Origin of the sequence: Streptomyces sp. MAR4 CNX-425 (genome assembly GCF_048656465.1) — a bacterium.
In the GTDB taxonomy this organism is placed as follows: domain Bacteria; phylum Actinomycetota; class Actinomycetes; order Streptomycetales; family Streptomycetaceae; genus Streptomyces.
Genome location: NZ_JBMDLF010000007.1, coordinates 14,787 through 38,025 on the forward strand (window position 1 = coordinate 14,787; position 23,239 = coordinate 38,025).

Below are 23,239 nucleotides of genomic sequence, written 5' to 3' on the forward strand. Positions count from 1 at the left end.
TGGCCGCGATGAACCCCACCGCCGCCACCCCCGCCGCCCTGCTCGACGCCGCCCTCGCCGCGGACCCGGCCCGCCCCCTGGTCACGTACTACGACGACACCACCGGCGAGCGCGTCGAACTCTCCGTCGCCACCTTCGCCAACTGGGTCGCGAAGACCGCCAACCTCCTCCAGGGCGACCTCGCCGCCGAGCCCGGCGACCGGCTCGCGCTGCTCCTGCCCGCCCACTGGCAGACCGCCGTCTGGCTGCTGGCCTGCGCCGCGACCGGCGTCACCGCGGTGCCCGCCGACCCTGCCTCCCCCGACACCGCCGCCGCCGCCGACCTCGTCGTCAGCGGCCCCGACGCACTGGAGCGGGCCCGCGCCTGCACCGGCGAGCGGGTCGCGCTCAGCCTGCGGCCCCTCGGCGCCCGCTTCCCACAGCCGCCGGAGGGCTTCCTCGACTACGCCGTGGAGGTGCCGGGCCAGGGCGACCGCTTCCAGCCGTACGCCCCCGCCGACCCGGACGCGCCGGCGCTGGTCGTGGCGGGCGCCGGGATGACCGCCGCCGAGCTGGTGGCGCGCGCCCGCGCGGACGCGGAGGCGGGCGCGCTGGCGCCGGGCTCCCGCACGCTGTCGACACTCGGGTACGACACGTGGGAGGGGCTCTCCGCGGGGCTGTACGCCCCGCTGGCCGCCGGCGCCGGGGTGGTGCTCTGCCCGTACCTCGACCGGCTCCCGCCCGCGCAGCAGGAGAAGCGCAGGGCCGACGAGCACGTCGGGTAGCGCCTTCTCCTGAAGAGAAGGGTCACACCGCCGCCTGCGGGGCGACGCGCGGGGGAAGTTGTCGGCCATGGCGCCTTATTCGTGATGCCATGTACCGAATGCGGCGTGCCGGACGACCCCGGGGGTGCTCGGCCGTCTGCACCAGGACACGGCGGATCGAGTGTGAGGAATGGGCGCAGACGTGACCGGCCCGCGGGAGGGCGGCCCCCGGGGCCCGGGCGGCTCCCGCGGCCCCCGCCGCCCGCGCAGCCGCCGCCGCGTCATCGCCCGCCGCGTCGGCGTCGGCCTCGCCCTCTTCGTCCTCGCCGTCTCCGGCGTCGGCTGGTACTTCTACCAGCGCTTCGAAAGCAACATCACCGTCGACTCCGCCACCGCCCGCGAGCTCCAGCGCTACGAGGAGGAGCGCCCCGCGCCCGCCGCCGGCGGCGCCAGCAACATCCTGCTCCTCGGCTCCGACTCCCGCGCGGGCACCGACCGCTACGGCCGCGACACCGGCGTCGAGCACTCCGACACCGCCGTCCTGCTCCACCTCGCCGGCGACCGCGACGGCGTCACCGCGATGAGCATCCCGCGCGACCTCATGGTCCCCATCCCCGACTGCCGCCGCCGCGGCGGCGACGGGTCGAGCGGCAAGCAGGTCAACCAGTTCAACTTCAGCTTCGCCTACGGCGGCGCCGCCTGCACGATCCGGGTGGTGGAGAAGCTCGTCGGGGTGCGCGTCGACCACCACGTCATCATCGACTTCCAGGGCTTCAAGAAGGTCGTGGACGCGGTGGACGGCGTGGAGGTGTGCCTGCCGGAACCGGTGCGTGACAAATCGGCCAACCTGCGGCTGCCCGCGGGGCGCCAGGTGCTCGACGGAGAGCAGGCGCTCGGCTACGTACGGGCGCGAAAGTCCCTCGACGGCGGCAGCGACACCCAACGCATGGCCCGGCAGCAGGAGTTCATGGCCTCGCTGGTGAACAAGGTGCAGAGCAACGGCGTCCTGTTCAACCCGATGCGCCTCGCGCCGCTGCTGGACGCGGTGACCTCGGCGCTCACCGCCAACGAGGAGCTGTCGTCGCTCGCCGAGCTGTACGACCTCGTACGCATCGTGCGCGACGTGCCCGGCGAGCGCGTGCACTTCCTCACCGTGCCGCGGCGCCCGTACCGCCTCGACCCCAACCGCGACGAACTGGTGCAGCCCGCGGCGGGCAAGCTGTTCGAGGCGCTGCGCGACGACAGCGTCGTACGGTTCGTCGCGGAGGGCCGGAAGGACCGGCAGCGGCGGGACTCCGATACCCCTCCCGCGGTCAAGGACACAACCCCTGTGGATGACATCTGCCACTAGCGCGGATCAACGCGCACAAGGGGGGCACGGTGTTTGGAGGGGATGCGCGGGATGTCCTGTTACGAGTGCGTGGAATTTGTCACGGGCGTCGCCACCGGTCGAACGAGGCGGCTAGTGTGAGCCGACCGGCCGCCTGACAGGCGGCCGTCGAACGTACACAGAAAGACCGGCGCCGGCAGGGGGAGGCGCTGACCGACCCGATGTGAGGACCCGAGCGACCGTGGATGGGCGAGGCCGTGGACACGCCGGCGAGGTCGACCCCGCCGATCAGTGGGTGTTCAATCCCGAGACCGGCAGCTACGAGTTGCGTCTCGACCCGCAGATCCCGGGCGGACAGGGCGGCCCGCCCCACGGCAGACACGCACCGGGTCCGCACGGTCACGCCCCGCAGGGGTACGGCCACCAGCCCGGGCCGCAGCCCCGGGCGCCGCAGGAGTACGTCCCGCACCAGAACGGCCGCCCGCCGCACGACCAGGCGCCGGGCCCGCGGCCGGGCCGCCACCAGGCGCCGCCCCCGGAGCCGGACACCCCCGAGGGCCCCGACCTCGGGAAGGAGCCCCGCCTGCCGTCCCAGCGCCGCCGCGGCGGCCCGCCGGGAGGCTCCGGCGGCTCGGGCGGCTCCGGTACGGGGCCGGGCGGCGGGCCCGGCGCGGGCGGGCCGGGCGGCCCGCGCAGCCGCCGCCGTCCCAAGCCCCGCAAGAGCGCCAAGAAGAAGGCGCTGATCTGGGTCGCGGGGAGCCTGGCGGTGGTCCTCGTCGCCCTCGCCGCGGGCGCGTTCTACATCTACCAGAAGCTGAACGGCAACATAGACAAGGTCGATGTCGCCGGCGAGGACCACGCGGCGGTCATCGACGGCCCCGTCAACATCCTGGTGATGGGCACGGACAAGCGCACCGGCGAGGGCAACACCAGCTACGGCGACAAGGAGAGCCCGGGCCACGCCGACACCACCCTGCTGTTCCACGTCTCCGAGGACCGCACCAACGCCACCGCGCTGAGCATCCCGCGCGACATGATCACCGACATCCCGGACTGCAAGACCAAGCAGGAGGACGGGAGCTGGAAGACCATCCCGGGCACGTACGGGACGAAGTTCAACGAGAGCCTCGGGCAGTTCGGCCGCGACCCCGGCTGCACCTGGAAGACCGTCGAGAAGATGACCGGTCTGGACATCAACCACTTCATCCTCGCCGACTTCAACGCCGTCAAGGACCTGTCCTCGGCGGTCGGCGGCGTCGAGGTGTGCCTCGCCGAGGACATCAACGACCCCAAGTCGCACCTCAACCTGCCCGCGGGCCGGCACACGATCGAGGGCGAGGACGCGCTCGCCTTCGTCCGCACCCGCTACTCGGTCGGCTTCGGCAGCGACCTCAGCCGGATCGAACTCCAGCAGCAGTTCCTCAGCTCGCTCATCCGCAAGATGAAGTCCAGCGGCTCGCTGACCAATCCGAAGAAGCTCCTCGACCTGGCCGACGCCGCCACCAAGGCGCTCACGGTTGACTCCGGCATCGGCAGCCCGAAGAAGCTCATGGACCTGGCGAACGACCTCAAGAAGGTCCCCCAGGACCGGATTACTTTCGCGACTTTGCCGGTGGTGGACAACCCTGAGGACGACGCGACCGTCCTTATGAATGAGGCCAAAGCCAAGCCGCTGTTCAAACTGCTCGACGCGGACAAGCCGTTCGACGGGGCGAAGGAGAAGAAGAAGGACAAGCCGGTCAAGAAGGCGGACCCCGGGGAGGTGCGGGTCGAGGTCGTCAACGGCGGCGGCGAGTCCGGCATGGCGTCGGCCACCGCCGGGTGGCTGCTTCAGGAGGGCGCGGGCTACGCCGCGGAGGCGGGCAACGCGCCCGAGGCGGTCGCCAAGACCCGCCTGGAGTACGCCCCCGACCAGGCCGAACAGGCCGCCAGGGCCGCGGACATGCTGGGGCTGCCGAAGCAGGCGATGAAGGAGACGGGGGAGAACGCGGGGGCCGAAGGGACCATGACGCTCACGCTCGGCGAGGACTTCACCCAGCCGGGCACGCCGGTCAAGGCGCCGGACAAGGCGCCGGACGGGGTGCAGAACATCAAGGCCGACGACAAGACCGTCTGTGCGAAGTGAGGCGGACGTGCGGACTGGACACCGCACGTACGCGATCGACCGGGAGGCCCCATGCGCCGCAGCGGTGTCCGCGGTAGCGGAGCGGACCGTCGCCCCGACAGAGCCCGCGAGCTCGGCTGGGACGACACTCTGTACGAGGACGCGGGCGTGCCCGGAATGCCACCGCAGCGCGGCTACGCGCGTCACCCCGACGGCGACCCCCGCTACGACGGCCCGCGCCACGACGACGGCCACGACGGCTACGACCGCCACCGCTCCGACGGCCCGTACGGCCCCGACGGCTACGCGGACGGCGACGACGACGGGCCGCCGCCCCCGCGCCGCCGCGGCCGCGGGGTGCGCGTCGCCCGCTGGTTCTTCGGCACCGTCGCCTTCGTCATACTCGGCGCCGCCGCCGCCGGCTACCTCTTCTACCGCGACCTGAACAACAACCTGGAGAAGGACCCGCTCAACCTCGGCAAGAACAAGCTCGACGAGAAGCAGCCCAACGCCGACGGCCAGACCCCGCTGGACATCCTGCTCCTCGGGTCCGACAGCCGGAACTCCGAAGAGAACCTCAGGCTCGGCGGCTCCCACGACGACGTCGGCCGCGACCCGCTGGCGGACGTGCAGATGCTGCTCCACGTCTCCGCGGACCGCAGCAACATGTCCGTGGTCAGCGTTCCGCGCGACACCCGGGTGACCATCCCCGAGTGCACCGACCCCGACGACGGCAAGGTCTACCCCGAGACCACCACCGCGACCATCAACACCAGCCTCCAGCACGGCGGTCCGGGCTGCACCGTGGCCGCCTGGGAGACCCTCACCGGCGTCTCCATCGACCACTTCATGATGATCGAGTTCGAGGGCGTGGTGAGCATGGCCGACGCGGTCGGCGGCGTCCCCGTCTGCGTACGGGACAACGTCGACGACCCGGACTCCGGGCTGCGGCTGGAGAAGGGCGAGACCACCATCAAGGGCGTGCAGGCGCTCCAGTGGCTCCGCACCCGGCACGGCTTCGAGGACGGCAGCGACATCGGCCGCACCCACGCCCAGCACCAGTACATGAACGCGATGGCCCGCCAGCTCAAGGAGGGCACCAAGCTCAGCGACCCCGGCAAGCTGCGCGCCCTGGCCGTGGCGGCCACCAACGCGCTGACCGTCGACGAGGAACTGGGGTCGGTGAAGGAGCTGTACGACCTCGCCAACGAGATCAAGCGGGTGCCAACCGACCGCATCACCATGACCACCATGCCGTGGGTGCAGGACCCGCAGAACACCGCGCACGTCATACCCAACGAGAAGGACGCGGCACAGATCTGGTCCATGCTCCGCAACGACGTCGCCTTCGACGGCAAGGACAAGCCCGGGAAGAAGAAGCCGGCCGAGGACCTCGTCGCCGAGGCCGACCCGAAGGCGGACATCCCCGTCCTCGTGCAGAACGGCACCGGTACGACGACGGCGGCCCCGGTCACCGGCCGGGCCGGCGAGGTCTCGCAGGTGCTCGTCGGCGAGGGCTTCACCCGGGCCGCCACCGACGCCACGCCCAAGTCGCAGGCCGACACCACGGTCTCGTACGGGACCGAGGCGCAGCACGCGAACGCCCTGGCGGTGGCCAAGGCGCTCGGGCTGCCCGACCGGGCGGTGAAGCAGTCCGTCAGCGTCGACGAGGTCACGCTGGTCGTCGGCGCGGACTGGCGGGAGGGCACCGCCTACCCCGAGGGCGCGGGCGGCGACGACGGGGCCGCGGAGCCGGAGAAGGCCCCGGACAGCGCCAACCCGCTGGCGGGCAGCAACAAGGAGGCGTGCATGGACGTCAACCCCGCCTACACGTGGTGACGCCCGGGCCGCCCATGCCCGCCCGGGGAGCGCTCAGGGCGCCGGGACCGCCGGCCGGCGGCTGGCGATCACCTTCCGCGCCAGCGACCGCGGGCTGGTGAGGAACCCCCAGCCCCACGACATGTGCATCGTGGCCAGCGCCACCGGGATCCGCAGCCGCGCCCGCACGGGCAGACCGCGCCCCGCGGGCACGGAGCCGGCCGCGATCCCCACGGCGTACGCGAGCGGGATCCCCAGCCCCAGCGGCGTCAGCGGGGTCACCAGCACCCCCGCCACGATCCCCGCCAGCGCGGCGGGCGGCGCGAGATAGCGCGGGTTGATCGAGCCCTTGTGGTAGCGGGCGACGACGCGGCGCCAGCGGCCGTAGTCCCGGTACTGCCTGGCCAGCGTCCGCACGCTCGGGCGCGGCCGGTACGAGACCGTCAGCTCCGGCGAGAACCAGACCGCCCCGCCCGCCGAGCGGATCCGGAAGTTCAGCTCCCAGTCCTGCGCGCGGATGAACTCCTCGTTGTACCCGCCCTGCCGCTCCAGCGCCTCCCGGCGGAAGACCCCGAGGTAGACGGTGTCCGCGGGCCCCGCCTCCCCGCCGGTGTGGAACGCGGCGTTCCCGACCCCGATGCGCGCGGTCATCGCGGCGGCGACGGCCTGCTCCCAGCTCGTCTCGCCCTCGGCGCGCATGACGCCGCCGACGTTCTGCGCGCCCGTCTCGGCCAGCAGCCGCACGGCGGTGGCGATGTAGCCGGGGGAGAGCATGCCGTGCCCGTCGACGCGGACAACGACCGGGTGCCTGGACGCCTTGATGGCCGCGTTGAGCCCGGCGGGGGTACGGCCCGTGGGGTTGGGCACCGTGTGCACCCGGCAGCGGGGGCCGTCCGCGGTCTCGCGGACCAGCTCGGCGGCGATGGCGTCGGTGCGGTCCGTGGACGGGCCGAGGGCGATGACGACCTCCAGGTCGCCGTCGTAGTCCTGCTCCAGGATGTGCCGCACCGCCTCGCGGAGGTGCCGTTCCTCGTTGAGCACCGGCATGATCACGGAGACCGCGGGGGCGGGCGCAGAGTCGTTCATAGCGTCGCTCAGGTTACCGCGAACGGGGGATCGGGGCGTGCCCGCAGGGTGGCGTCGGGCGTACGGGCGGCGTGTGCGGGGAAGGACGGCGCCCACGTCCCTACCGTGGTCGGTCCCTGCCCGTACCACCCGCCGGGCGTCCGCGCACCCGCGCGCCCCCTACCGACCCGCACCGACCCGTACCCGTCCAAGCCCCGCGGAGGTCCCCCCACCGTGCCAGCCCCGTCCGTGAAGCGCCCGCGCTGGGGTCTGCGGATCGCCACCGCGCTGTCCGTGCTCCTGCTGGCCACCGGCGGGGCCGGCTACTTCCTGCTGAGTTCCATCGGCGCCGGCATCCAGCGGGTCGACGCCTTCGGCGGGCTCCACGACCGCCCCCGGGACGGCGACGGGCTCAACTTCCTCGTCGCCGGCGTCGACCGGCGCGACAGCGTCAGCGCGCAGGAACGGCGCGAACACCACCTCGGCGGGCAGCCGTGCAACTGCACGGACGCGCTGATGCTCGTCCACCTGTCGCGGGACCGCGAGCGGGCGAGCGTGGTCAGCATCCCGCGCGACAGCTACGTCGAGCTGCCGCCGCACACCAACCGCGCCCTCGGCGAACGGCGCACCGCGCACCCGGCGAAGGTCAACGCGGCGTACACGCACGGCGGCCCGCCGCTGACCGTACGCGCGGTGGAGAAGCTGTCCGGGGTGCACATCGATCACTACGTGGAGATCGACTTCGCGGCGTTCATGAAGACCGTGGACGTCGTCGGCGGCGTGCAGGTGTGCACGCAGCGCCCGCTGCGCGACAGGTACTCCGGCCTCGACCTGCCCGCGGGCACCAGCAGCCTGGACGGCGGGGAGGCGCTGGCGTACGTACGCGCCCGGCACCTGGACGGCGCGTCCGACATGGGCCGGATGAAGCGCCAGCAGCGCTTCCTGGCCGCCGTCATCGACAAGCTCACCGGCAGCAGCGGGCTGATGAACCCGCTGCGCTTCCGCGAGGTCGGCTCGACGCTCCTCGGCGCGGTGCGCACGGACGCGTCGCTGGACACCGGGGCGGTGTTCGCGCTGGGCAAGGCGCTGCACGGGTTCTCGCCGGGGTCGTCGGAGTTCGCGACGGTGCCGGTGGCGGACATGGACTACGAGGTGCCGGGGCTGGGCGCCACGGTCAAGTGGGACGAGGAGGGGGCCCGGCGGCTGTTCGAGCGGCTGCGCGAGGACAGGCCGCTCAAGCCGCGGCGCGGGGGCGCGGAGCGCGGAAAGAACGGGAGCGGGGGTGGGGGCGGGCAGCGGAAACCGGCGCCGGTGGAGGTGCCGCCGGAGCAGATCAGGGTGCGGGTGGAGAACGGCACCGCGGAGAACGGCCTCGGCGCCCGCGTGGACCGGGCGCTGGCCCGCACCGGCTTCGCCACCGCCGGCACCGCCACGACGGCGGCGCCGACGGGCCGTACGGTGATCACGTACGACCCGGAGTGGGACCGCTCCGCCCGCTCCCTGGCCGCCGCCCTCCCGCACGCGAAGCTGCGCCCGGTGCCGGACCACGGCGCGGTGCTGACGGTCACGCTGGGCCCGGACCACGAGAAGGTGCGGCGCGTACGGCCCGCGGACCCGATCCTGGACGGCGCGGACGTCTGGTCGGCGGTCACGGGCGACGAGGTTCTCTGTACATAACGCGTCCCGCGCGGCCGCGGGGGTGCCTCCGCCTCGGCGGGGAAGCCCGCGGGGCCGGTCCCGGCCCGTTCCCCCGCCGTCAGGCGGTCTCGCGCCGCTCCCGGAGGTCCTTGATCGCGCGGCGGCGGGCCAGCCGGTGCGTGCGCCGGATCTGGGCCTCCTGGCAGCGCCGCTCGTCGCGCTCCGTCTCCGGGACGACGGGCGGCACCGGGCGCGGCCGGCCACCGTCGTCGACCGCCGCGAAGACCAGGTACGCGCTGGCGACCTGCTTCGCCGGCGTCGACTCGTTCCACCGCTCCGCCATCACCCGCACCCCGACCTCCATCGAGGTCCGCCCTGTCCAGTTGACCTGCGCCAGGACGTGCACCAGGTCTCCGATCCGCACCGGCTCCAGGAACACCATCTCGTCCATCGACGCCGTCACCGCCGGGCCGCCCGAGTGCCGCCCGGCGACCGCCCCGGCCACGTCGTCCACCAGTTTCATGATCACGCCGCCGTGCACGGTGCCGAGCAGGTTCGCGTCGTTCGCCGTCATGATGTGCGACAGCGTGGTGCGGGAGGCCGACGTGGGTTTCGCCCCGCCCGCCGCCGGGCGTTCCTGATCGTTCATGTGTGTCACTTTATGCGGCGCGCCGCTTTGCATCAGAACCGCTACAACCCCGGTCCGATCCTGAACCCCCCTTCAGGTGGCCCGGGCGGGCAGGGCACACTTCCCGCATGAGCGACTGGCCCGAGGGATGGACCGCAGACAGCCGGGACCGGCACGGGCGCGGCAGCCGCGCCGCCGACCCGGAGCCCCACCGCGTCATGCCCGTGGTGGGCGGCGGCGGAGTGCCGCCGCAGCGGTCCCGGGGCTACGACGACGGCCACGGTCCGTACGACGACGGTTACAACGAGGGGCAGGTCTACCGCAGCGGCGGCGGCCCCCCGGACCCGTACGGGAACGGGGGCGACGGCCGCCGCGGCGGCGGCTACGGCAAGCCGCCGCCGGACTGGCGCAAGCGGATCAAGATCGGTGTCATCGTGGCGCTCGTCTTCCTGATCGTCGTACCGGTCGCGACGTACTTCTGGGCCGACTCCAAGCTGCGCCGCGAGGTGGACCTCAGCAAGGTCGAGGACCGCCCCGGCGACCAGCCCGGCACGAACTTCCTCATCGTCGGCTCGGACAGCCGCGAGGGCCTGTCCGAGGAGCGGCAGGACGAGCTGCACACCGGATCGGTGGAGGGCAAGCGCACCGACTCGATGATGATCCTGCACAAGGGCGAGAACGGGAACACCATGATCAGCCTCCCGCGCGACTGGAAGGTCACCATCCCGGCCTTCACCGGCTCGGAGACCGGCAACCGCATCCCGGAGCAGACCCAGAAGATCAACGCCGCCTACTCCATCGAGGGCCCCGAACTGCTCGTCCGCACCGTCGAGTACAACACCGGCCTGCACATCGACCACTACGCCGAGATCGGCTTCGGCGGCTTCGCCAACATCGTCGACGAACTCGGCGGCGTCGAGATGTGCTTCGACAAGGCGGTCCAGGACGACAACTCCGGCGCCGACTTCCAGAAGGGCTGCCAGAAGCTCGACGGCGCCGAGGCGCTGGCCTTCGTCCGCAACCGCTACGCGCTGCCGGGCGGCGACCTGGACCGGACGAAGAACCAGCAGAAGCTGCTGTCCAAGCTGGCCGACGAGTCGGCGAAGATGTCGACGGTCCTCAACCCGTTCAAGCTCTACCCGACCATGGGCGCCGGCCTGGACTCGCTGATCGTCGACAAGGAGATGAGCCTGTTCAACGTGCTGCAGATGTTCTGGGCGATGAAGGGCGTCTCGGGCGGCGACGGCAAGCAGATGAACCTGCCGGTCGTCTCCGGCGGCACCGACTCGCGGCTCGGGTCCATACAGGTGTGGGACGAGCCGAAGGCCAAGAAGCTCTTCGAGCAGCTGAAGAACGACGAGAAGGTCACCGTGTCCGGCAGCTGACCGGCGCGACCGACCGAAGGGGACCCCGGCCCGCGGCGGGCCGGGGTCCGTTTCGTTCCGTACGGCACGCTACGGCGCCGTGCGGCTGCCGCGCCGGGCTCAGCGCACCACCGTGAACGACTCCGCCGCCCGCGGCGGCCGCTGCCGCGGCGGGGCCGCCGCGTGGCCCACGGCCACCGCGCCCATCGGGTCCCAGTCCGCCGGCAGGTCCAGCACCTCGCGGACCACGTCCCGGCAGAACATCGTGGACGACACCCACGCCGAGCCCAGCGACTCGCCGGCCAGCGCGACGAGGAAGTTCTGCACCCCGGCCCCGGTGGCGACGACGAACATCTCCCGCTCGGCGGCGTTGCGCCGGTCGTCCGGGTAGGTGTGCGAGCCGTCCATCACCAGGCAGGGCACCACCAGGTACGGGGCGTTGCGCAGCACGTCGCCGCGGCGGATCCGCTTGGCGATGGACTCCTCCGTGAAGCCGCTCAGCTCCCGCAGGTCCCGGATCCACGCCTCGCGCATCGCGTCCAGCAGCTCCGTCCGCGCCGCGGCCGACTCCAGCAGCACGAACCGCCACGGCGTCGTGTGGTGCGGCGCCGGCGCCGTCACCGCCGCGGCCACCGCCCGCCGCACCGCCGCCGGGTCGACGGGCTCGGCCGTGAACTCGCGCACCGTGCGCCGCTGCGTGACCGCCTCCCGGACCGCCTCCGACGTGCCGAGGCGGAACATGTCCTCGGCCGGCTCCCGCACCAGCGCGCGGGCGCCCGGCCCGTCGTCCTCGCCGGCCGGGGCGACGAGCTGCGGCAGCCCGCTGAGCACCGCCACCGGCAGCCCGTCGGCCTTGCCCTTGACCAGCTCGCCGGCGGCGGCCAGCTCGTCGGCGGCGGCGACGATCGTGCCCTCCAGGGCGTTGCCGTACGTGTCCGGGACGCCCCGCAGGTCGTCCAGCACCCGGACGCCGGCGGCGCCGATCGCGACGTCGGTGACGCCGTTGCGCCAGGGGCGGCCGAAGGTGTCGGTGACCAGGACGCCGACGTTGACGCCGAGGATCTCGCGCAGGCCGGCGCGCAGCGCGCGGGCGGAGGCGTCCGGGTCCTCGGGGAGCAGCAGGACGGTGCCGGCGGGGGTGTTGGAGGCGTCCACGCCGGCGGCGGCCATCACCAGGCCGTGCCGGGTCTCGACGATACGCAGCGGGCCGCGGCGGGCGACGAGGCGCACGGTCTCCTCGTCGATGGCGGCCTCCCGGTCCCCGGAGGGGTCGGTCTCCCGCACCCGGCCCTCCGCCTTGCTGACCACCTTGGAGGTGACGACGAGGATGTCGCCGTCGGCGAGCGGGGGTCCGGCGAGACCGGGTGCCGCGGCGGCGACGAGCTTGGCGAGGTCGTCGCCGGGGCGTAGCTCGGGGATGCCGGGCAGGGCCCGTACGGAGAACGCGGGCGCCCCCGCTGCCGCGCCCCCGTCCTGCCCCGCGCCCTTCGCCGCGTGCGGCGCCGTGCCCGCCGTCATGCCCGTACCTCCTGAGCCAGCTCCAGCGCCGCCGCGGCCATCCGCGCCGTCGCGTCCGTGTCCCGCATCATCAGCGGCACCGCCCGGCAGCGGATCCCGGCGGCCTCCACCGCCGGCACCGCCGCCGCGTCCACCTCGTCGACCAGCCAGCCGTCGATGAGCCCCGAGCCGTAGTGCAGCGCGACCGCCTCCGCCGTGGACTCGACGCCGACCGCGGCCAGCACCTTGTCCGCCATGCCGCGCACCGGGGCGCCGCCGACGATGGGGGACAGGCCCACGACGGGCACGTCGGCGTCGGCGATGGCCTCGCGGACGCCGGGCACGGCGAGGATCGTGCCTACGCTGACGACGGGGTTGGACGGCGGGAACAGCACCACGTCGGCCTCGGCGATGGCCTCCAGCACCCCGGGCGCGGGCTTGGCCTGCTCGGCGCCGACCGGGACCACCGCGAGCGCGGGCACGGAGGCGCGCAGCCGCACCCAGTACTCCTGGAAGTGGATCGCCCGGCGCTCGCCGTCCACGTCGACGGCGACGTGCGTCTCGACCCGGTCGTCGGTCATCGGGAGCAGCCGCACGCCGGGCTGCCAGCGGTCGCACAGCGCCTCGGTGACGGCGCTGAGCGGGAAGCCCGCGCCGAGCATCTGGGTGCGCACGATGTGGGTGGCGAAGTCGCGGTCGCCGAGCCCGAACCAGCCGGGCCCGACGCCGTACGCGGCCAGCTCCTCCTTGACGGTGAACGTCTCGTCGGCGCGGCCCCAGCCCTGTCCCTCGTGGATGCCGCCGCCGAGCGTGTACATCACGGTGTCGAGGTCGGGACAGACCTTGAGGCCGAACAGGTGGATGTCGTCGCCGGTGTTGCCGACGACGGTGACGTCCGCGTCCGGCTCTGCCTGCTTCAGGCCGCGGAGGAACCGGGCGCCGCCGATCCCGCCGGCCAGTACAACGATGCGCATGGCGCCCAGTCTTGCAGGCCGGGGTCAGGAGCGGGCCGGCTCACCCGTCCCGCGGGCGGTGGCGGCGGCGGTGCAGCGCGCCGCGCTCGCGTGGTCGTCGTGCGGGGCAGCGTCCCGCGAGGTGGTGCAGGCGATCACGGGCTTCGCCCTCCGGTGCCGGACTCGCGATGATCTCTCCGTGGGTGCGGCACGCGAAGTGGCCCGGTCAGGCACCGGTAGCGCCCCGGCCGGCCGAAGCGCTCGGCGGGACCTGCTCGTTCCGGTCCGCTGATCGGCTGCACCCCCGGCGGGACGCCATCTCGTGCATCGGCATCTCGGTGAGGGCCGGGAAGTAGACGTGCAGGCTGACGGCGGGCGTCAGCGCGTCGTTGACGACCTCGTGGACGTACCCCGGCGCGAAGAAGCGCTGCGCGCCGGGCGCGAGGGTGCGCGCGGTGTGGTTCGCGCGCTCGGTCAACTCCCCCGCCAGCACGGTGAATACGCCGGAGGAGGGCCCGTGGCCGTGTGCCCCGCTGCCCTGGCCGGGCAGCCAGCTGAGCAGCCACACCTCGTATCCGGGGCCGGTGCGCAGCCGGTGGTACCAGCGGGTGACGGGGTCGTAGCCGACGAGGGGCGCCCAGGCGGCCCGGTCGGCGGCGAGCGCGCGGGCGAGGCCGGCGAAGTCGGCGACGGTGGCGGGGTGGGCGGGCGCGGGCGGGAGCAGGTGGGGGAAGGCGAGCGGGTCGCCGCCGACCTGGATGTCGCTGAGCATCGGGCTCGGGAGTCCTTGGCGTGTGTGGTGCGCGCGGAGTGCGGAACGAGGGGTGCCGGGGGTGTGCGGCCGGGGGCCGCGCGGGCAGCGGAGGAGGGAGCTGGAGCCTCAGCGGCTACAACAGCTCGGACACTCCTCGCTCGGCCGGTACGGCCACGGGCCCGACATGGGCATCAGCAGAGCGGATCGGGACGGCGGTTGTCAACCGGATGTCCGGGTTGCGCGCAAGGATTCACACCTTCCGGTTGCGGGGCGTGGCGAAAGGTTTATTCAGCCCGTTGTACGGAGAGGACGGCGACCAACCGCGGGGCGACCATCGGGGCCGGGGTGCCGTTGTGCATCCGTGACGCGACTGTGATCTTCTTCGCTTTGCCGGGCGGGCCGCAACGGCGCCGTAGCCCTGATCGTCTCTTCGGGTGAGGACGCCCACCGGGGTGACGGTCTATCGGACTGTCATGGTCTTGGCCGATATGAACACTTTTCATGAGGGCTTGGTGCCGCAGGGTGAATAAGAGGTCCAATAGCAGATCCCGGCTTGACTGTGCCAGAGCGACGTACCTGTAATTTCACACGTGTCGTTCGGGCGATGCGGTAACGGCAACATCACGGGGAAGCGAAGACGAGGGGCGCGCAGATGACCGAGCTGTTCCAGCAGGTGCTGGTCGAGGAGGCGGACGAGGAGCTCGGGTGGCAGGAGCGCGCCTTGTGCGCCCAGACCGATCCCGAGTCCTTCTTCCCGGAGAAGGGCGGATCCACGCGCGAGGCCAAGAAGGTCTGCCTCGCCTGTGAAGTCCGGTCCGAGTGCCTGGAGTACGCCCTCGCCAACGACGAGCGCTTCGGCATCTGGGGCGGCCTGTCCGAGCGGGAGCGGCGCCGGCTGAAGAAGGCGGCGCTGTAGCGCCGTAGGGGCGCCGGGCGTGCGCGCGGGCGTGCGCCGGGCGCCCGCGCGGCCCGCGCACGGCCTCCGCGCCGCATCCGTACGGCCTCCGTACGGCCTCCGCGCGGCCCGCGCGACCTCGGCGGAACCCCGCGGCGGCCCGGGGACCCTCCGCCAAGTCGCCCCGTGACGGACAGACCCTCTAGTGTGGGGTGCCGTCCACGACAGCCGCCACATTTCCCGGGAGGTGACCCCGGACTCCGCCAGGGGTCCGCACCTCATGTCCGACCACAGCCACGCTGACTACGCGGCCGGCTACCCGGCCGCCGCAGCAGACGCAAGCGGCCGGCCCGGGACGGCCACGGCCGACCCCGGCGGCGGCGCCCCCGCCTACCCGCGGCACGTCGTCACCGCCGTGCTCGTCTCCCACGACGGCGAGCGCTGGCTGCCCGACGCGCTCGCCGCGCTCACGGCGCAGGAGCGCCCCGTGCAGAACGTCATCGCCGCCGACACCGGCAGCGCCGACGGCTCCGCCCGCATCCTCACCGAGGCCCTCGGCGCCGAGCGCGTGCTGCACCTCGCCCGCCGCACGGGCTTCGGCACCGCGGCCGCCGAGGCCGCGCGCACCGCCGGCGTGCTGACCCCCGACCAACTCCCGTACCTGCGCCGCCCCAGCGGCTGGGACCCCGTCAGCCGCACCTGGCGCGACGACGCGTACGACATGCCCGAGTTCCCGCACGGCGAGCCCGTGCAGTGGCTCTGGCTGCTGCACGACGACTGCGCCGCCGAGCCCGGCGCGCTCGCCGCCCTGCTCCGCCTCGCCGACGACATGCCCTCCGCCGCGATCGTCGGCCCCAAGCTGCGCAGCTGGTACGACCGCAGGCAGCTGCTGGAGACCGGCGTCTCCATCGCCCACAGCGGCCGCCGCTGGACCGGCATCGACCGCCGCGAGCAGGACCAGGGCCAGCACGACGGCATCCGCGACGTGCTGTCCGTCTCCACCGCCGGCATGCTCATCCGCCGCGACGTCTTCGACCAACTCGGCGGCTTCGACGCCCGGCTGCCCCTCATGCGCGACGACGTCGACCTGTGCTGGCGCGCCCACAAGGCCGGCCACCGCGTCGTCGTCCAGCCCGACGCCGTCATGCGGCACGCCGAGGCCGCCGCCCGCGAGCGCCGCTCCATCGACTGCATCGGCCGCTCGGAGCGCACATCCGCAAGCCCCCACCGCGTCGACAAGTCCGGCGCCGCCTACACCCTCCTCGCCAACTGCAGCGCCGTCGCCCTGCCGTACATCGCCTTCCGGCTCGTCCTCGGCACCCTGCTGCGCACGCTCGCGTACCTCGTCGGCAAGGTCCCCCGCCAGGCCCTCGACGAGGTCGCCGGGCTCGGCGCCGTGCTGCTGCGCCCGCACCGGATCGCCGCCGCCCGCCGGCGGCGCGGCAAACCCGCCGTCCCGCCGGGCGACCTCAAGCCCCTCTTCCCCGGCCGCGGCGCGACCGTACGCGCCACCGTCGAACAGGTCCTCAACAACTTCAGCGGCCGCTCCGAGCCCGAGCTGTCCGGCGGCGGCCGGCACGGCGGGGCCGTCGAGTCCGGCCCCGGGGACGACGACGCGGACTTCCTCGAAGTCGAGCAGTTCGCCCGGCTGAAGCGGGTCGCGCGCAAGCCCGGCCCGGTGCTCTTCGCCGTCCTGCTGCTCGTCGCCCTCGTCGCCTGCCGTGAGCTGATCGGCGGCGGCTCCCTCATCGGCGGCGCGCTCCTGCCCGCCCCCGCCGACGCCGGCGACCTCTGGGCGTCGTACGCCGACTCCTGGCACCCCGTGGGCACCGGCGGCACCCAGGACGCGCCGCCCTACCTGGCGTTCCTCGCCGCCCTCGGCACCCTGCTGTTCGGCAGCACGGACGCCGCGCTGACCCTGCTGCTCGTCTGCTCGGTGCCGCTGGCCGGCTTCACCGCGTACTTCGCCTCCCGGCCGCTCGTCGGCTCCCGGCTGCTGCGCGCCTGGGGCAGCGTCGCGTACGCCTTCCTGCCGGCCGCCACCGGCGCGCTCGCCGCCGGCCGCATCGGCACCGCGGTGCTCGCCGTGCTGCTGCCGCTCCTCGCCCGCGCCGCCGTCGCCGCGAGCGGGCTGCGCGGGCGGGCGAGCTGGCGCGGCGCCTGGGCGTACGCGCTGCTGCTGACCGTCACCACCGCCTTCACGCCCGTCGTCTGGCCGCTGGCCGCCCTGCTGGCCGCCGCCCTCCTCGCCTCGTACGTCGCGCGCGGCCGGCGCCCCGTCGGCGCGGCCCTGCGGCAACTGGCCGTCCTGGTCACCCCCGTGGTGCTCCTCGCGCCCTGGTCGCTGGAGCTGCTGACCGCGCCCTCGCGCTTCTTCACCGAGGCCGGGCTGGAGACCCCCGCCACCGACGCGACCCCGCTCGGCCTGCTGCTCGCCTCGCCCGGGGGCCCCAACGCCGGCGGCGGCCTGCTGCTCGCCGGCGTCGTGCTCGCCGCGCTGGCCGCCCTGCTGCGCTCCGACCGGGCGCTTCCGGTACGGGCCGCCTGGGCCGTCGCCGCCCTCGCCGGGCTGCTCGCCGCGGCCGGCGCCGGCGACGGCTGGACCGGGCCGCAGACCCTCGTCTACGGGCTCGCGCTGCTGGCCGCCGCCGTCATCGGCGCCGAAGGCGCCCGCCACCGCGTCGCCGAGCAGTCCTTCGGCTGGCGGCAGCCGGCCGCGGTGCTCGTCGCCGCCGCCTGCGCCCTCGGGCCGCTGGCGCTGGCCGCCGGGTGGATGTGGCGCGGCGCGGACGGGCCGCTGGAGCGCGGCGACGCCGACCAGGTGCCGGCGTTCGTCGCGGAGGAGAGCCGCACGCCGGACCAGCCGCGCACGCTGGTCGTCGGCGGGTCGGCCGGCGAGGTCGCGTACATGCTCGTACGCGGCGCCGGCGCCCGCCTCGGCGACGCCGAGCTGGCCGCGGCCGGCGGCGGCAACGTGCGGCTCTCCGGCATCGTCGCCGGGCTGGTGGCCGGCTCCGGCGCCGACCAGTCGGCGGAGCTCGGCGAGTACGCCGTGCGGTACGTCCTCGTACGGAACGACGCCCCGCGCGCCTTCGCGCGCGTGCTCGACGCCACCCCCGGCCTGACCCGCCTCAGCCAGCAGGACGGCGGCGCGCTGTGGCGCGTCGACGCCCGGGTCTCGCGCGCGACCGTCGTCCCCGCCGGCGGCGGGGACGACGGCGCGGACGCGGGCGCCGAGCCGGTGCCGGTGGCGGCCGGGCCCGTCGAGGTGCACACGGACCTCAAGGACGGCCCCGAGGGCCGCGTGCTGCGCCTCGCGGACGCGGCCAGCCCCGGGTGGCGGGCCACCCTGGACGGCGAGCCGCTGACGGCCACGACGCTCGACGGCTGGGCGCAGGGCTTCGAGCTGCCCGCCGGCGGCGGCCGGCTGGACGTCACGTACGAGACCGCGGTGACGCACACGGCGTGGACCTGGGCGCGCGGCGCGGCGCTGCTCGTGGTGCTGGTGCTGGCGCTGCCGGGGCGGCGGCGCGACGTGGACGACGACCTGCCGGACGCGGCGCCGGCGGTGCCGGCGCAGGCGGTGGCGGGCGAAGGGCGGCGCGCGCGGCGGCTGCGGGCGGCCGCGGCCGCGGAGGCCGGCGGGGCCGGGGCGCCGGGGGCGCCGGGGGGCGCGGAGGCGCCCGCGCCGGGTGCCGTGCCCGAGCCGCCCGCGATGCCCCCGGGCCCGCCGGGCGACGCGCCGGGCGCCGCCGAGGAGCAGCCGGCGTGGGCCGCCGCGCCGGTGCCGGGCGCCGGCCAGGGGGAGCAGGGGTACGGGGACACGGCGGTCGCCGATCCGTATGCCGCCCCGCCGCAGGGCTACGAGTGGGACGGCGCCGACTACGGCCGGCAGTACGGCCAGGCGCCGTACGAGGCGCCCTACGAGCCGCAGTACGACGCCGGCCAGTACCCCGACCCGTACTACGACCAGTACGACCAGCGGACCTACGGCGCGGGCGCCGAGCGGGACGGGAGCGACAACGCGTGAAGACCGGCCCTCTCTCCCTGATCGCCGCCGCGGCCGCACTCGCCGTCACCGCCGGCCTCGCCACCCTCACCGTCCCCGACGGCGAGGAGGACGGCGGCGGGACCGCGCCCGCCGCCTCCCGCATCGCCGTCGAGCGCTCCACGCTGCTGTGCCCGCAGCCCGGCGACACGGAGGTCGGCGAGACGACGTACACCTCCTTCACGCCCGCGGGCGAGGGCGACGAGGGCAGCGCCGAACTGCTCCCCGCCACCACGGAGTCCGAGGCGGCCGAGGAGGACGAACAGAACGACGACAAGGACGCGGAGAAGGACTCGGAGAAGGACGGGGGGAAGGACGACGCCCCGAAGCCGGTCGCCCCGCTGAAGCGCCCCGGCACCCCCGCCGCGGCCAGCACCGAGAAGGCCGGCGCGCCCGCCCTCGTCGGCACCGCCGAGGGCGACTTCGCGCCCGGCTGGAGCGTGCAGCAGACGACCCTGGTCACCGTCGGCGACGGCCGCGGCCTGTCCGGCGCGCGGTGCACGGCGCCGGACACCGAGTTCTGGTTCGCCGGCGCCAGCACGATCGACGAGCGCCGCGACTACGTCCAGCTGACCAACCCCGACGACGAGGCCGCCGTCGTCGACCTGGAGCTGTTCGACAAGGACGGCCAGGTCGAGAGCGAGAACGGCGACGGCATCCAGGTCCCGGCCCACTCCAGCGTCTCGGTGCTCCTGTCCACCCTCGCCGAGGACCCGTCGATCAACGTCGCGGTGCACGTCGCCGCCCGCTCCGGCCGCGTCGGCGCCGCCGTGCACGCCGCCGACGAGCAGATCGGCGGCGACTGGCTCCAGCCCGTCGCCGAACCCGCCCCCGGCGCGGTCCTCCCGGGCATCCCCGGCGACGCCACCTCCGTGCGCCTGGTCGTCTACGTCCCGGGCGAGGACGACGCCGACCTGGCCGTGAAGCTCGCCGGCCCCAACGGCTCGATCACCCCCGCCGGCTACGAGTCGGTGCACGCCAAGAGCGGCATGACGACGGCGGTCGACATGCGGAAACTCACCCAGGGCGAGGTGGGTTCGCTGATCCTGGAGCCGGAGGACGGCAGCACTGCCCCCGTCGTCGCCGCCCTCCAGGTGACCCGCGGCAAGGACACCGGGCAGGAGATGGCGTTCATCCCCGCCGCCGCCCCGGTCGAGGAGCGCACCACCGCCTCCGGCAACTGGCCGAAGGCCGCGAGCCTGTCCCTCACCGCCCCCGGCAAGGCCGTCGAGGTCCGGGTGACCGCGTCGCCGGGCAGCGGGGGCGGCGAGCCGGCGGAGGAGACGTACAAGGTGAAGCCGCGCTCCACCCTCGCCGTCGAGCCCCCGAAGACGTCCGGCACGAAGGGCACTTTCGCGCTCACCGTCGAACGGGTCTCGGGCGGCCCGCTCTACGCCTCGCGCACGCTGGAGCAGAAGGAGGACGGCATCCCGATGTTCACGATCCAGACGCTCCCGGACGACAAGGGCATGGTCGAAGTCCCGGACGCCGGGCAGGACCTGGGCGTCCTGGCGGACTGACGGTGCCGGGTGCCGCGGCTCAGTCCTGGCCGTAGTGCGGATCGACCGACTCCGGAGCGACGCCGAGGAGTTCGGCGACCTGTTCGACGATCACCTCGTGGACCAGGAGCGCCCGCTCGTCGCGGTTCTTCGTACGGATCTCGACCGGGCGGCGGTAGACGACGATCCGGTCCGGGTCCCCGCCGCCCGTGACCAGCTTGCCGAGCGGCACCCCGCCGTCGTTCTCCCAGCCGGCCGGGCCGCTGCCGCCGCCCGGCACGTCGAGGACGGCGAACTCGACACCGGAGAGCTGCGGCCAGCGGCGTTCGAGGCGGGTGGCGGACTCGTGCACCAGGTCGACGAAGGCGTCCGAGCGGGTCACCGCCAGCGGCACCTGGGGCGGCGCCACGGGGCCGCGCATGCCGCGACCGTGGCGGTCGCGGGTGCGCCCGCGCGGACGCGAGGGGGGCCCGGGGGGCGGCGCCGGTCGATCTGTGTGCTCCATCACCGACGAGAGTAGCTCTCGCCGGGCCCGGCGCAGACCAACCGGAGGGAACCCCGGGAATGTCGCGAAGTGAGCGGTCGGCGGTGGAATCGGCCCGCGGATGAACGGGTCGACGTCCGCCGAAACCGGTGGGATTGACACGATGTACAGCCAGGGATGATCACTTGTCCCGGCGTACGGGCCCGCGATGTGACCGACGTCGCAGATCAACTCGGCCATGTACGCCCGGCTTCGCGCCGGACGGGGGGCGACACGGGCGGGTGAGGCGGCGGCGAGTCGTCGCGGCCCGCTCAGGAGTGCGGTACCGTCCAACACCGTGAGCCCTGTACGTCGCTGTTCGCGCACCGCATGCGGCCGTGCCGCCGTCGCGACGCTCACCTACGTCTACGCCGACTCCACCGCCGTCCTCGGCCCCCTCGCGACCTACGCCGAGCCGCACTGTTACGACCTGTGCACGGAGCACTCCGAGCGGCTCACCGCGCCCCGCGGCTGGGAGGTCGTCCGGCTCGCGGTCCCCTCCGGCCCCGCGCGGCCCAGCGGCGACGACCTGGAGGCCCTGGCCAACGCCGTACGCGAGGCCGCCCGCCCGCCCCGCGCCGCCCCCGCCGGCGGCGACGGCATGGCCGGCGCCACCCCCCGCGCGGCGGCCCCCGGCGGCCGGGACGCGGACCCCATGGAGGTCGCCCGCCGCGCCCACCTGCGGGTGCTGCGCTCACCGGAGGGCTGATCCCCGGCGGACCGACCCGCGGCGGACCCCCGCCGGACGGCCCGGCCCCGGACGGCGCGTGCCCACCCCATCGCGTACTGTGCAAGCCTCAGCAGCGCGCGGAAGGGCGGTAACCGTGACCGATCTCTCGACGATCGTGAAGGCGTACGACGTACGCGGCGTCTTCCCCGAGCAGCTCGACGAGCCGCTCGTCGAGCTCTTCGGCGCCGCGTTCACCGAGACCACCGGCGCCGGCCGGATCGTCGTCGGCCACGACATGCGCCCCTCCTCGCCCGCGCTGGCCGCCGCCTTCGCGCGCGGCGCCGGCGCCCGCGGCGCGGACGCCGTCCTCATCGGCCTGTGCTCCACCGACCAGCTCTACTTCGCCAGCGGCCATCTCGGTCTGCCCGGCGCCATGTTCACCGCCAGCCACAACCCCGCGCGCTACAACGGCATCAAGATGTGCCGCGCCGGCGCCGCCCCCGTCGGCCAGGACACCGGGCTCGCCGAGATCCGCGCCAAGGTCGAGCGGTGGCGGGCCGAGGGCCCGCCCGCGCCCGTCGCGGCGCCCGGCACCGTCACCGAGACCGACCTCCTCGCGGACTACGCCGCCCACCTGCGGTCCCTGGTCGACCTCCGGTCCGTACGGCCGCTGAAGGTCGTCGTCGACGCCGGCAACGGCATGGCGGGCCACACCGTGCCCAGCGTCTTCGACGGACTGCCCGTCGACGTCGTCCCCCTGTACTTCGAACTCGACGGCACCTTCCCCAACCACGAGGCCAACCCGCTCGATCCGAAGAACATCACCGACCTCCAGGCCGAGGTCCGCAAGGTGGGCGCCGACGCCGGCCTCGCCTTCGACGGCGACGCCGACCGCTGCTTCGTCGTGGACGAGAAGGGCGACCCGGTGCCGCCGTCCGCGATCACCGCGCTGGTCGCCGCCCGCGAGCTGGCGCGCAACGGCGGCGGCACCGTCATCCACAACCTCATCACCTCCTGGTCCGTGCCCGAGGTCGTCAAGGAGCACGGCGGCACCCCCGTCCGCACCCGCGTCGGCCACTCCTTCATCAAGGAGGAGATGGCCAGGACGGGCGCCATCTTCGGCGGCGAGCACTCCGCGCACTACTACTTCCGCGACTTCTGGAACGCCGACACCGGCATGCTCGCCGCCCTGCACGTCCTCGCTGCGCTCGGCGGCCAGGACGGCCCGCTGTCGCAGCTCGTCGCCGCCTACGACCGGTACGCGGCCTCCGGCGAGATCAACAGCACCGTCGCGGACCAGGACGGCCGGATCGCGGCGGTCCGGGCCGCGTACACCGGGCGCGCCGGCGTCTCGATCGACGAGCTGGACGGGCTGACGGTCACCGGCGACGGCTGGTGGTTCAACCTCCGGGCGTCCAACACCGAGCCGCTGCTGCGGCTGAACGTGGAGGCGGGCGACGCGGAGACCATGGCGCGGGTACGGGACGAGGCGCTGGCGCTGGTACGGGGCTGAGGGCCCCGAAGCGGGGGAGGAGCGCGGGAGCAGGACGCGCGGGCGGAGCGCGGCCGGTAAGGGGCGCGAACCAGGACGTACGGTCCTTACCCCCGCCCGTACGCTCCGCTGCCCCGTCCCCACCCCCGCCCCGCCCGCCCGCGCGCGGGCGGGCCCGAACGCCCGGCGGTAGGCTGGCGGCTGCCGCTCGTACGCAC

General features: G+C 74.4%; 17 protein-coding genes. 11 read left to right on the top strand and 6 right to left on the bottom strand.

What is annotated here, in order from left to right; translation table 11 throughout:
* Nucleotides 1-8: 8 nt before the first annotated feature.
* From ACHZ99_RS20275 to ACHZ99_RS20290, 4 genes are all read left to right on the top strand, one after another.
* Complete coding sequence (locus ACHZ99_RS20275) at nucleotides 9-764, top strand: TIGR03089 family protein (RefSeq protein WP_420306085.1); 756 nt, start codon at nucleotides 9-11, stop codon at nucleotides 762-764.
* A gap of 169 nt (nucleotides 765-933) precedes the next feature.
* The gene (locus tag ACHZ99_RS20280) at nucleotides 934-2,094 is read left to right on the top strand and encodes an LCP family protein (protein WP_420306086.1); all 1,161 of its coding nucleotides are present in this window, start codon (nucleotides 934-936) and stop codon (nucleotides 2,092-2,094) included.
* A gap of 274 nt (nucleotides 2,095-2,368) precedes the next feature.
* Nucleotides 2,369-4,198, top strand: coding sequence for an LCP family protein (locus tag ACHZ99_RS20285; protein ID WP_420306087.1), 1,830 nt, complete (start codon nucleotides 2,369-2,371; stop codon nucleotides 4,196-4,198).
* 51 nt (nucleotides 4,199-4,249) lie between these two features.
* On the top strand, nucleotides 4,250-6,016 hold the full coding sequence (locus ACHZ99_RS20290) for an LCP family protein (RefSeq protein WP_420306088.1): 1,767 nt from the start codon (nucleotides 4,250-4,252) through the stop codon (nucleotides 6,014-6,016).
* 33 nt (nucleotides 6,017-6,049) lie between these two features.
* Here ACHZ99_RS20290 and ACHZ99_RS20295 read toward each other — a convergent pair whose 3' ends face one another.
* Entirely contained in the window at nucleotides 6,050-7,081 is a 1,032-nt protein-coding gene (locus ACHZ99_RS20295) for a glycosyltransferase family 2 protein (protein WP_420306089.1), read from the bottom strand.
* A 228-nt stretch (nucleotides 7,082-7,309) separates the two neighbouring features.
* Between ACHZ99_RS20295 and ACHZ99_RS20300 the strand changes: the two genes are divergently transcribed.
* The gene (locus tag ACHZ99_RS20300) at nucleotides 7,310-8,737 is read left to right on the top strand and encodes an LCP family protein (RefSeq protein ID WP_420306090.1); all 1,428 of its coding nucleotides are present in this window, start codon (nucleotides 7,310-7,312) and stop codon (nucleotides 8,735-8,737) included.
* A 79-nt stretch (nucleotides 8,738-8,816) separates the two neighbouring features.
* Here the strand turns inward: ACHZ99_RS20300 and ACHZ99_RS20305 are convergent, their stop codons facing one another.
* Nucleotides 8,817-9,347 (bottom strand): acyl-CoA thioesterase, encoded by a 531-nt coding sequence (locus tag ACHZ99_RS20305; protein WP_420306091.1) that lies wholly within the window; start codon nucleotides 9,345-9,347, stop codon nucleotides 8,817-8,819.
* 197 nt (nucleotides 9,348-9,544) lie between these two features.
* Here ACHZ99_RS20305 and ACHZ99_RS20310 point away from each other — a divergent pair, with 197 nt between their 5' ends.
* On the top strand, nucleotides 9,545-10,711 hold the full coding sequence (locus tag ACHZ99_RS20310) for an LCP family protein (RefSeq protein WP_420306383.1): 1,167 nt from the start codon (nucleotides 9,545-9,547) through the stop codon (nucleotides 10,709-10,711).
* Between the two features lie 99 nt (nucleotides 10,712-10,810).
* Here ACHZ99_RS20310 and ACHZ99_RS20315 read toward each other — a convergent pair whose 3' ends face one another.
* From ACHZ99_RS20315 to ACHZ99_RS20325, 3 genes are all read right to left on the bottom strand, one after another.
* Complete coding sequence (locus ACHZ99_RS20315) at nucleotides 10,811-12,208, bottom strand: coenzyme F420-0:L-glutamate ligase (protein ID WP_420306092.1); 1,398 nt, start codon at nucleotides 12,206-12,208, stop codon at nucleotides 10,811-10,813.
* On the bottom strand, nucleotides 12,205-13,161 hold the full coding sequence (gene cofD / locus ACHZ99_RS20320; RefSeq protein WP_420306093.1) for a 2-phospho-L-lactate transferase: 957 nt from the start codon (nucleotides 13,159-13,161) through the stop codon (nucleotides 12,205-12,207). Before cofD ends, ACHZ99_RS20315 begins: the two co-directional genes overlap by 4 nt.
* Before the next feature lie 205 nt (nucleotides 13,162-13,366).
* Nucleotides 13,367-13,912 (bottom strand): cysteine dioxygenase, encoded by a 546-nt coding sequence (locus ACHZ99_RS20325; RefSeq protein ID WP_420306094.1) that lies wholly within the window; start codon nucleotides 13,910-13,912, stop codon nucleotides 13,367-13,369.
* 634 nt (nucleotides 13,913-14,546) lie between these two features.
* Here ACHZ99_RS20325 and ACHZ99_RS20330 point away from each other — a divergent pair.
* The 3 genes from ACHZ99_RS20330 to ACHZ99_RS20340 all read left to right on the top strand — a co-directional run bounded on the left by ACHZ99_RS20330 (nucleotide 14,547) and on the right by ACHZ99_RS20340 (nucleotide 20,357).
* A complete protein-coding gene (locus tag ACHZ99_RS20330) occupies nucleotides 14,547-14,810 on the top strand; it encodes a WhiB family transcriptional regulator (protein WP_018840771.1) in 264 nt (87 codons plus the stop codon).
* A gap of 259 nt (nucleotides 14,811-15,069) precedes the next feature.
* Nucleotides 15,070-18,819, top strand: a complete 3,750-nt coding sequence (locus ACHZ99_RS20335; protein WP_420306095.1) for a glycosyltransferase — start codon at nucleotides 15,070-15,072, stop codon at nucleotides 18,817-18,819.
* Complete coding sequence (locus ACHZ99_RS20340) at nucleotides 18,816-20,357, top strand: DUF5719 family protein (RefSeq protein WP_420306096.1); 1,542 nt, start codon at nucleotides 18,816-18,818, stop codon at nucleotides 20,355-20,357. Before ACHZ99_RS20335 ends, ACHZ99_RS20340 begins: the two co-directional genes overlap by 4 nt.
* A 19-nt stretch (nucleotides 20,358-20,376) precedes the next feature.
* On the opposite strand, the gene ACHZ99_RS20345 is transcribed toward ACHZ99_RS20340, so the two are convergent.
* Nucleotides 20,377-20,757 (bottom strand): metallopeptidase family protein, encoded by a 381-nt coding sequence (locus ACHZ99_RS20345; protein ID WP_420306097.1) that lies wholly within the window; start codon nucleotides 20,755-20,757, stop codon nucleotides 20,377-20,379.
* A gap of 301 nt (nucleotides 20,758-21,058) precedes the next feature.
* On the opposite strand from ACHZ99_RS20345, the gene ACHZ99_RS20350 reads away from it, so the two are divergent.
* A complete protein-coding gene (locus ACHZ99_RS20350) occupies nucleotides 21,059-21,568 on the top strand; it encodes a DUF3499 domain-containing protein (RefSeq protein WP_420306098.1) in 510 nt (169 codons plus the stop codon).
* Nucleotides 21,569-21,683: 115 nt separating this feature from the next.
* Nucleotides 21,684-23,042, top strand: coding sequence for a phosphomannomutase/phosphoglucomutase (locus tag ACHZ99_RS20355; RefSeq protein WP_420306099.1), 1,359 nt, complete (start codon nucleotides 21,684-21,686; stop codon nucleotides 23,040-23,042).
* Nucleotides 23,043-23,239: the final 197 nt, after the last annotated feature.

What these genes read in the sequence shown, in the direction of transcription:
- ACHZ99_RS20275 (WP_420306085.1), top strand. Translation starts at nt 9, where the DNA reads ATGAACCCCACCGCCGCCACCCCCGCCGCCCTGCTCGACGCCGCCCTC.
- ACHZ99_RS20280 (WP_420306086.1), top strand. Translation starts at nt 934, where the DNA reads ATGGGCGCAGACGTGACCGGCCCGCGGGAGGGCGGCCCCCGGGGCCCG.
- ACHZ99_RS20290 (WP_420306088.1), top strand. Translation starts at nt 4,250, where the DNA reads ATGCGCCGCAGCGGTGTCCGCGGTAGCGGAGCGGACCGTCGCCCCGAC.
- ACHZ99_RS20295 (WP_420306089.1), bottom strand. Translation starts at nt 7,081, where the DNA reads ATGAACGACTCTGCGCCCGCCCCCGCGGTCTCCGTGATCATGCCGGTG.
- ACHZ99_RS20305 (WP_420306091.1), bottom strand. Translation starts at nt 9,347, where the DNA reads ATGAACGATCAGGAACGCCCGGCGGCGGGCGGGGCGAAACCCACGTCG.
- ACHZ99_RS20310 (WP_420306383.1), top strand. Translation starts at nt 9,545, where the DNA reads ATGCCCGTGGTGGGCGGCGGCGGAGTGCCGCCGCAGCGGTCCCGGGGC.
- ACHZ99_RS20315 (WP_420306092.1), bottom strand. Translation starts at nt 12,208, where the DNA reads ATGACGGCGGGCACGGCGCCGCACGCGGCGAAGGGCGCGGGGCAGGAC.
- cofD (WP_420306093.1), bottom strand. Translation starts at nt 13,161, where the DNA reads ATGCGCATCGTTGTACTGGCCGGCGGGATCGGCGGCGCCCGGTTCCTC.
- ACHZ99_RS20325 (WP_420306094.1), bottom strand. Translation starts at nt 13,912, where the DNA reads ATGCTCAGCGACATCCAGGTCGGCGGCGACCCGCTCGCCTTCCCCCAC.
- ACHZ99_RS20330 (WP_018840771.1), top strand. Translation starts at nt 14,547, where the DNA reads ATGACCGAGCTGTTCCAGCAGGTGCTGGTCGAGGAGGCGGACGAGGAG.
- ACHZ99_RS20335 (WP_420306095.1), top strand. Translation starts at nt 15,070, where the DNA reads ATGTCCGACCACAGCCACGCTGACTACGCGGCCGGCTACCCGGCCGCC.
- ACHZ99_RS20345 (WP_420306097.1), bottom strand. Translation starts at nt 20,757, where the DNA reads ATGCGCGGCCCCGTGGCGCCGCCCCAGGTGCCGCTGGCGGTGACCCGC.
- ACHZ99_RS20350 (WP_420306098.1), top strand. Translation starts at nt 21,059, where the DNA reads ATGTACGCCCGGCTTCGCGCCGGACGGGGGGCGACACGGGCGGGTGAG.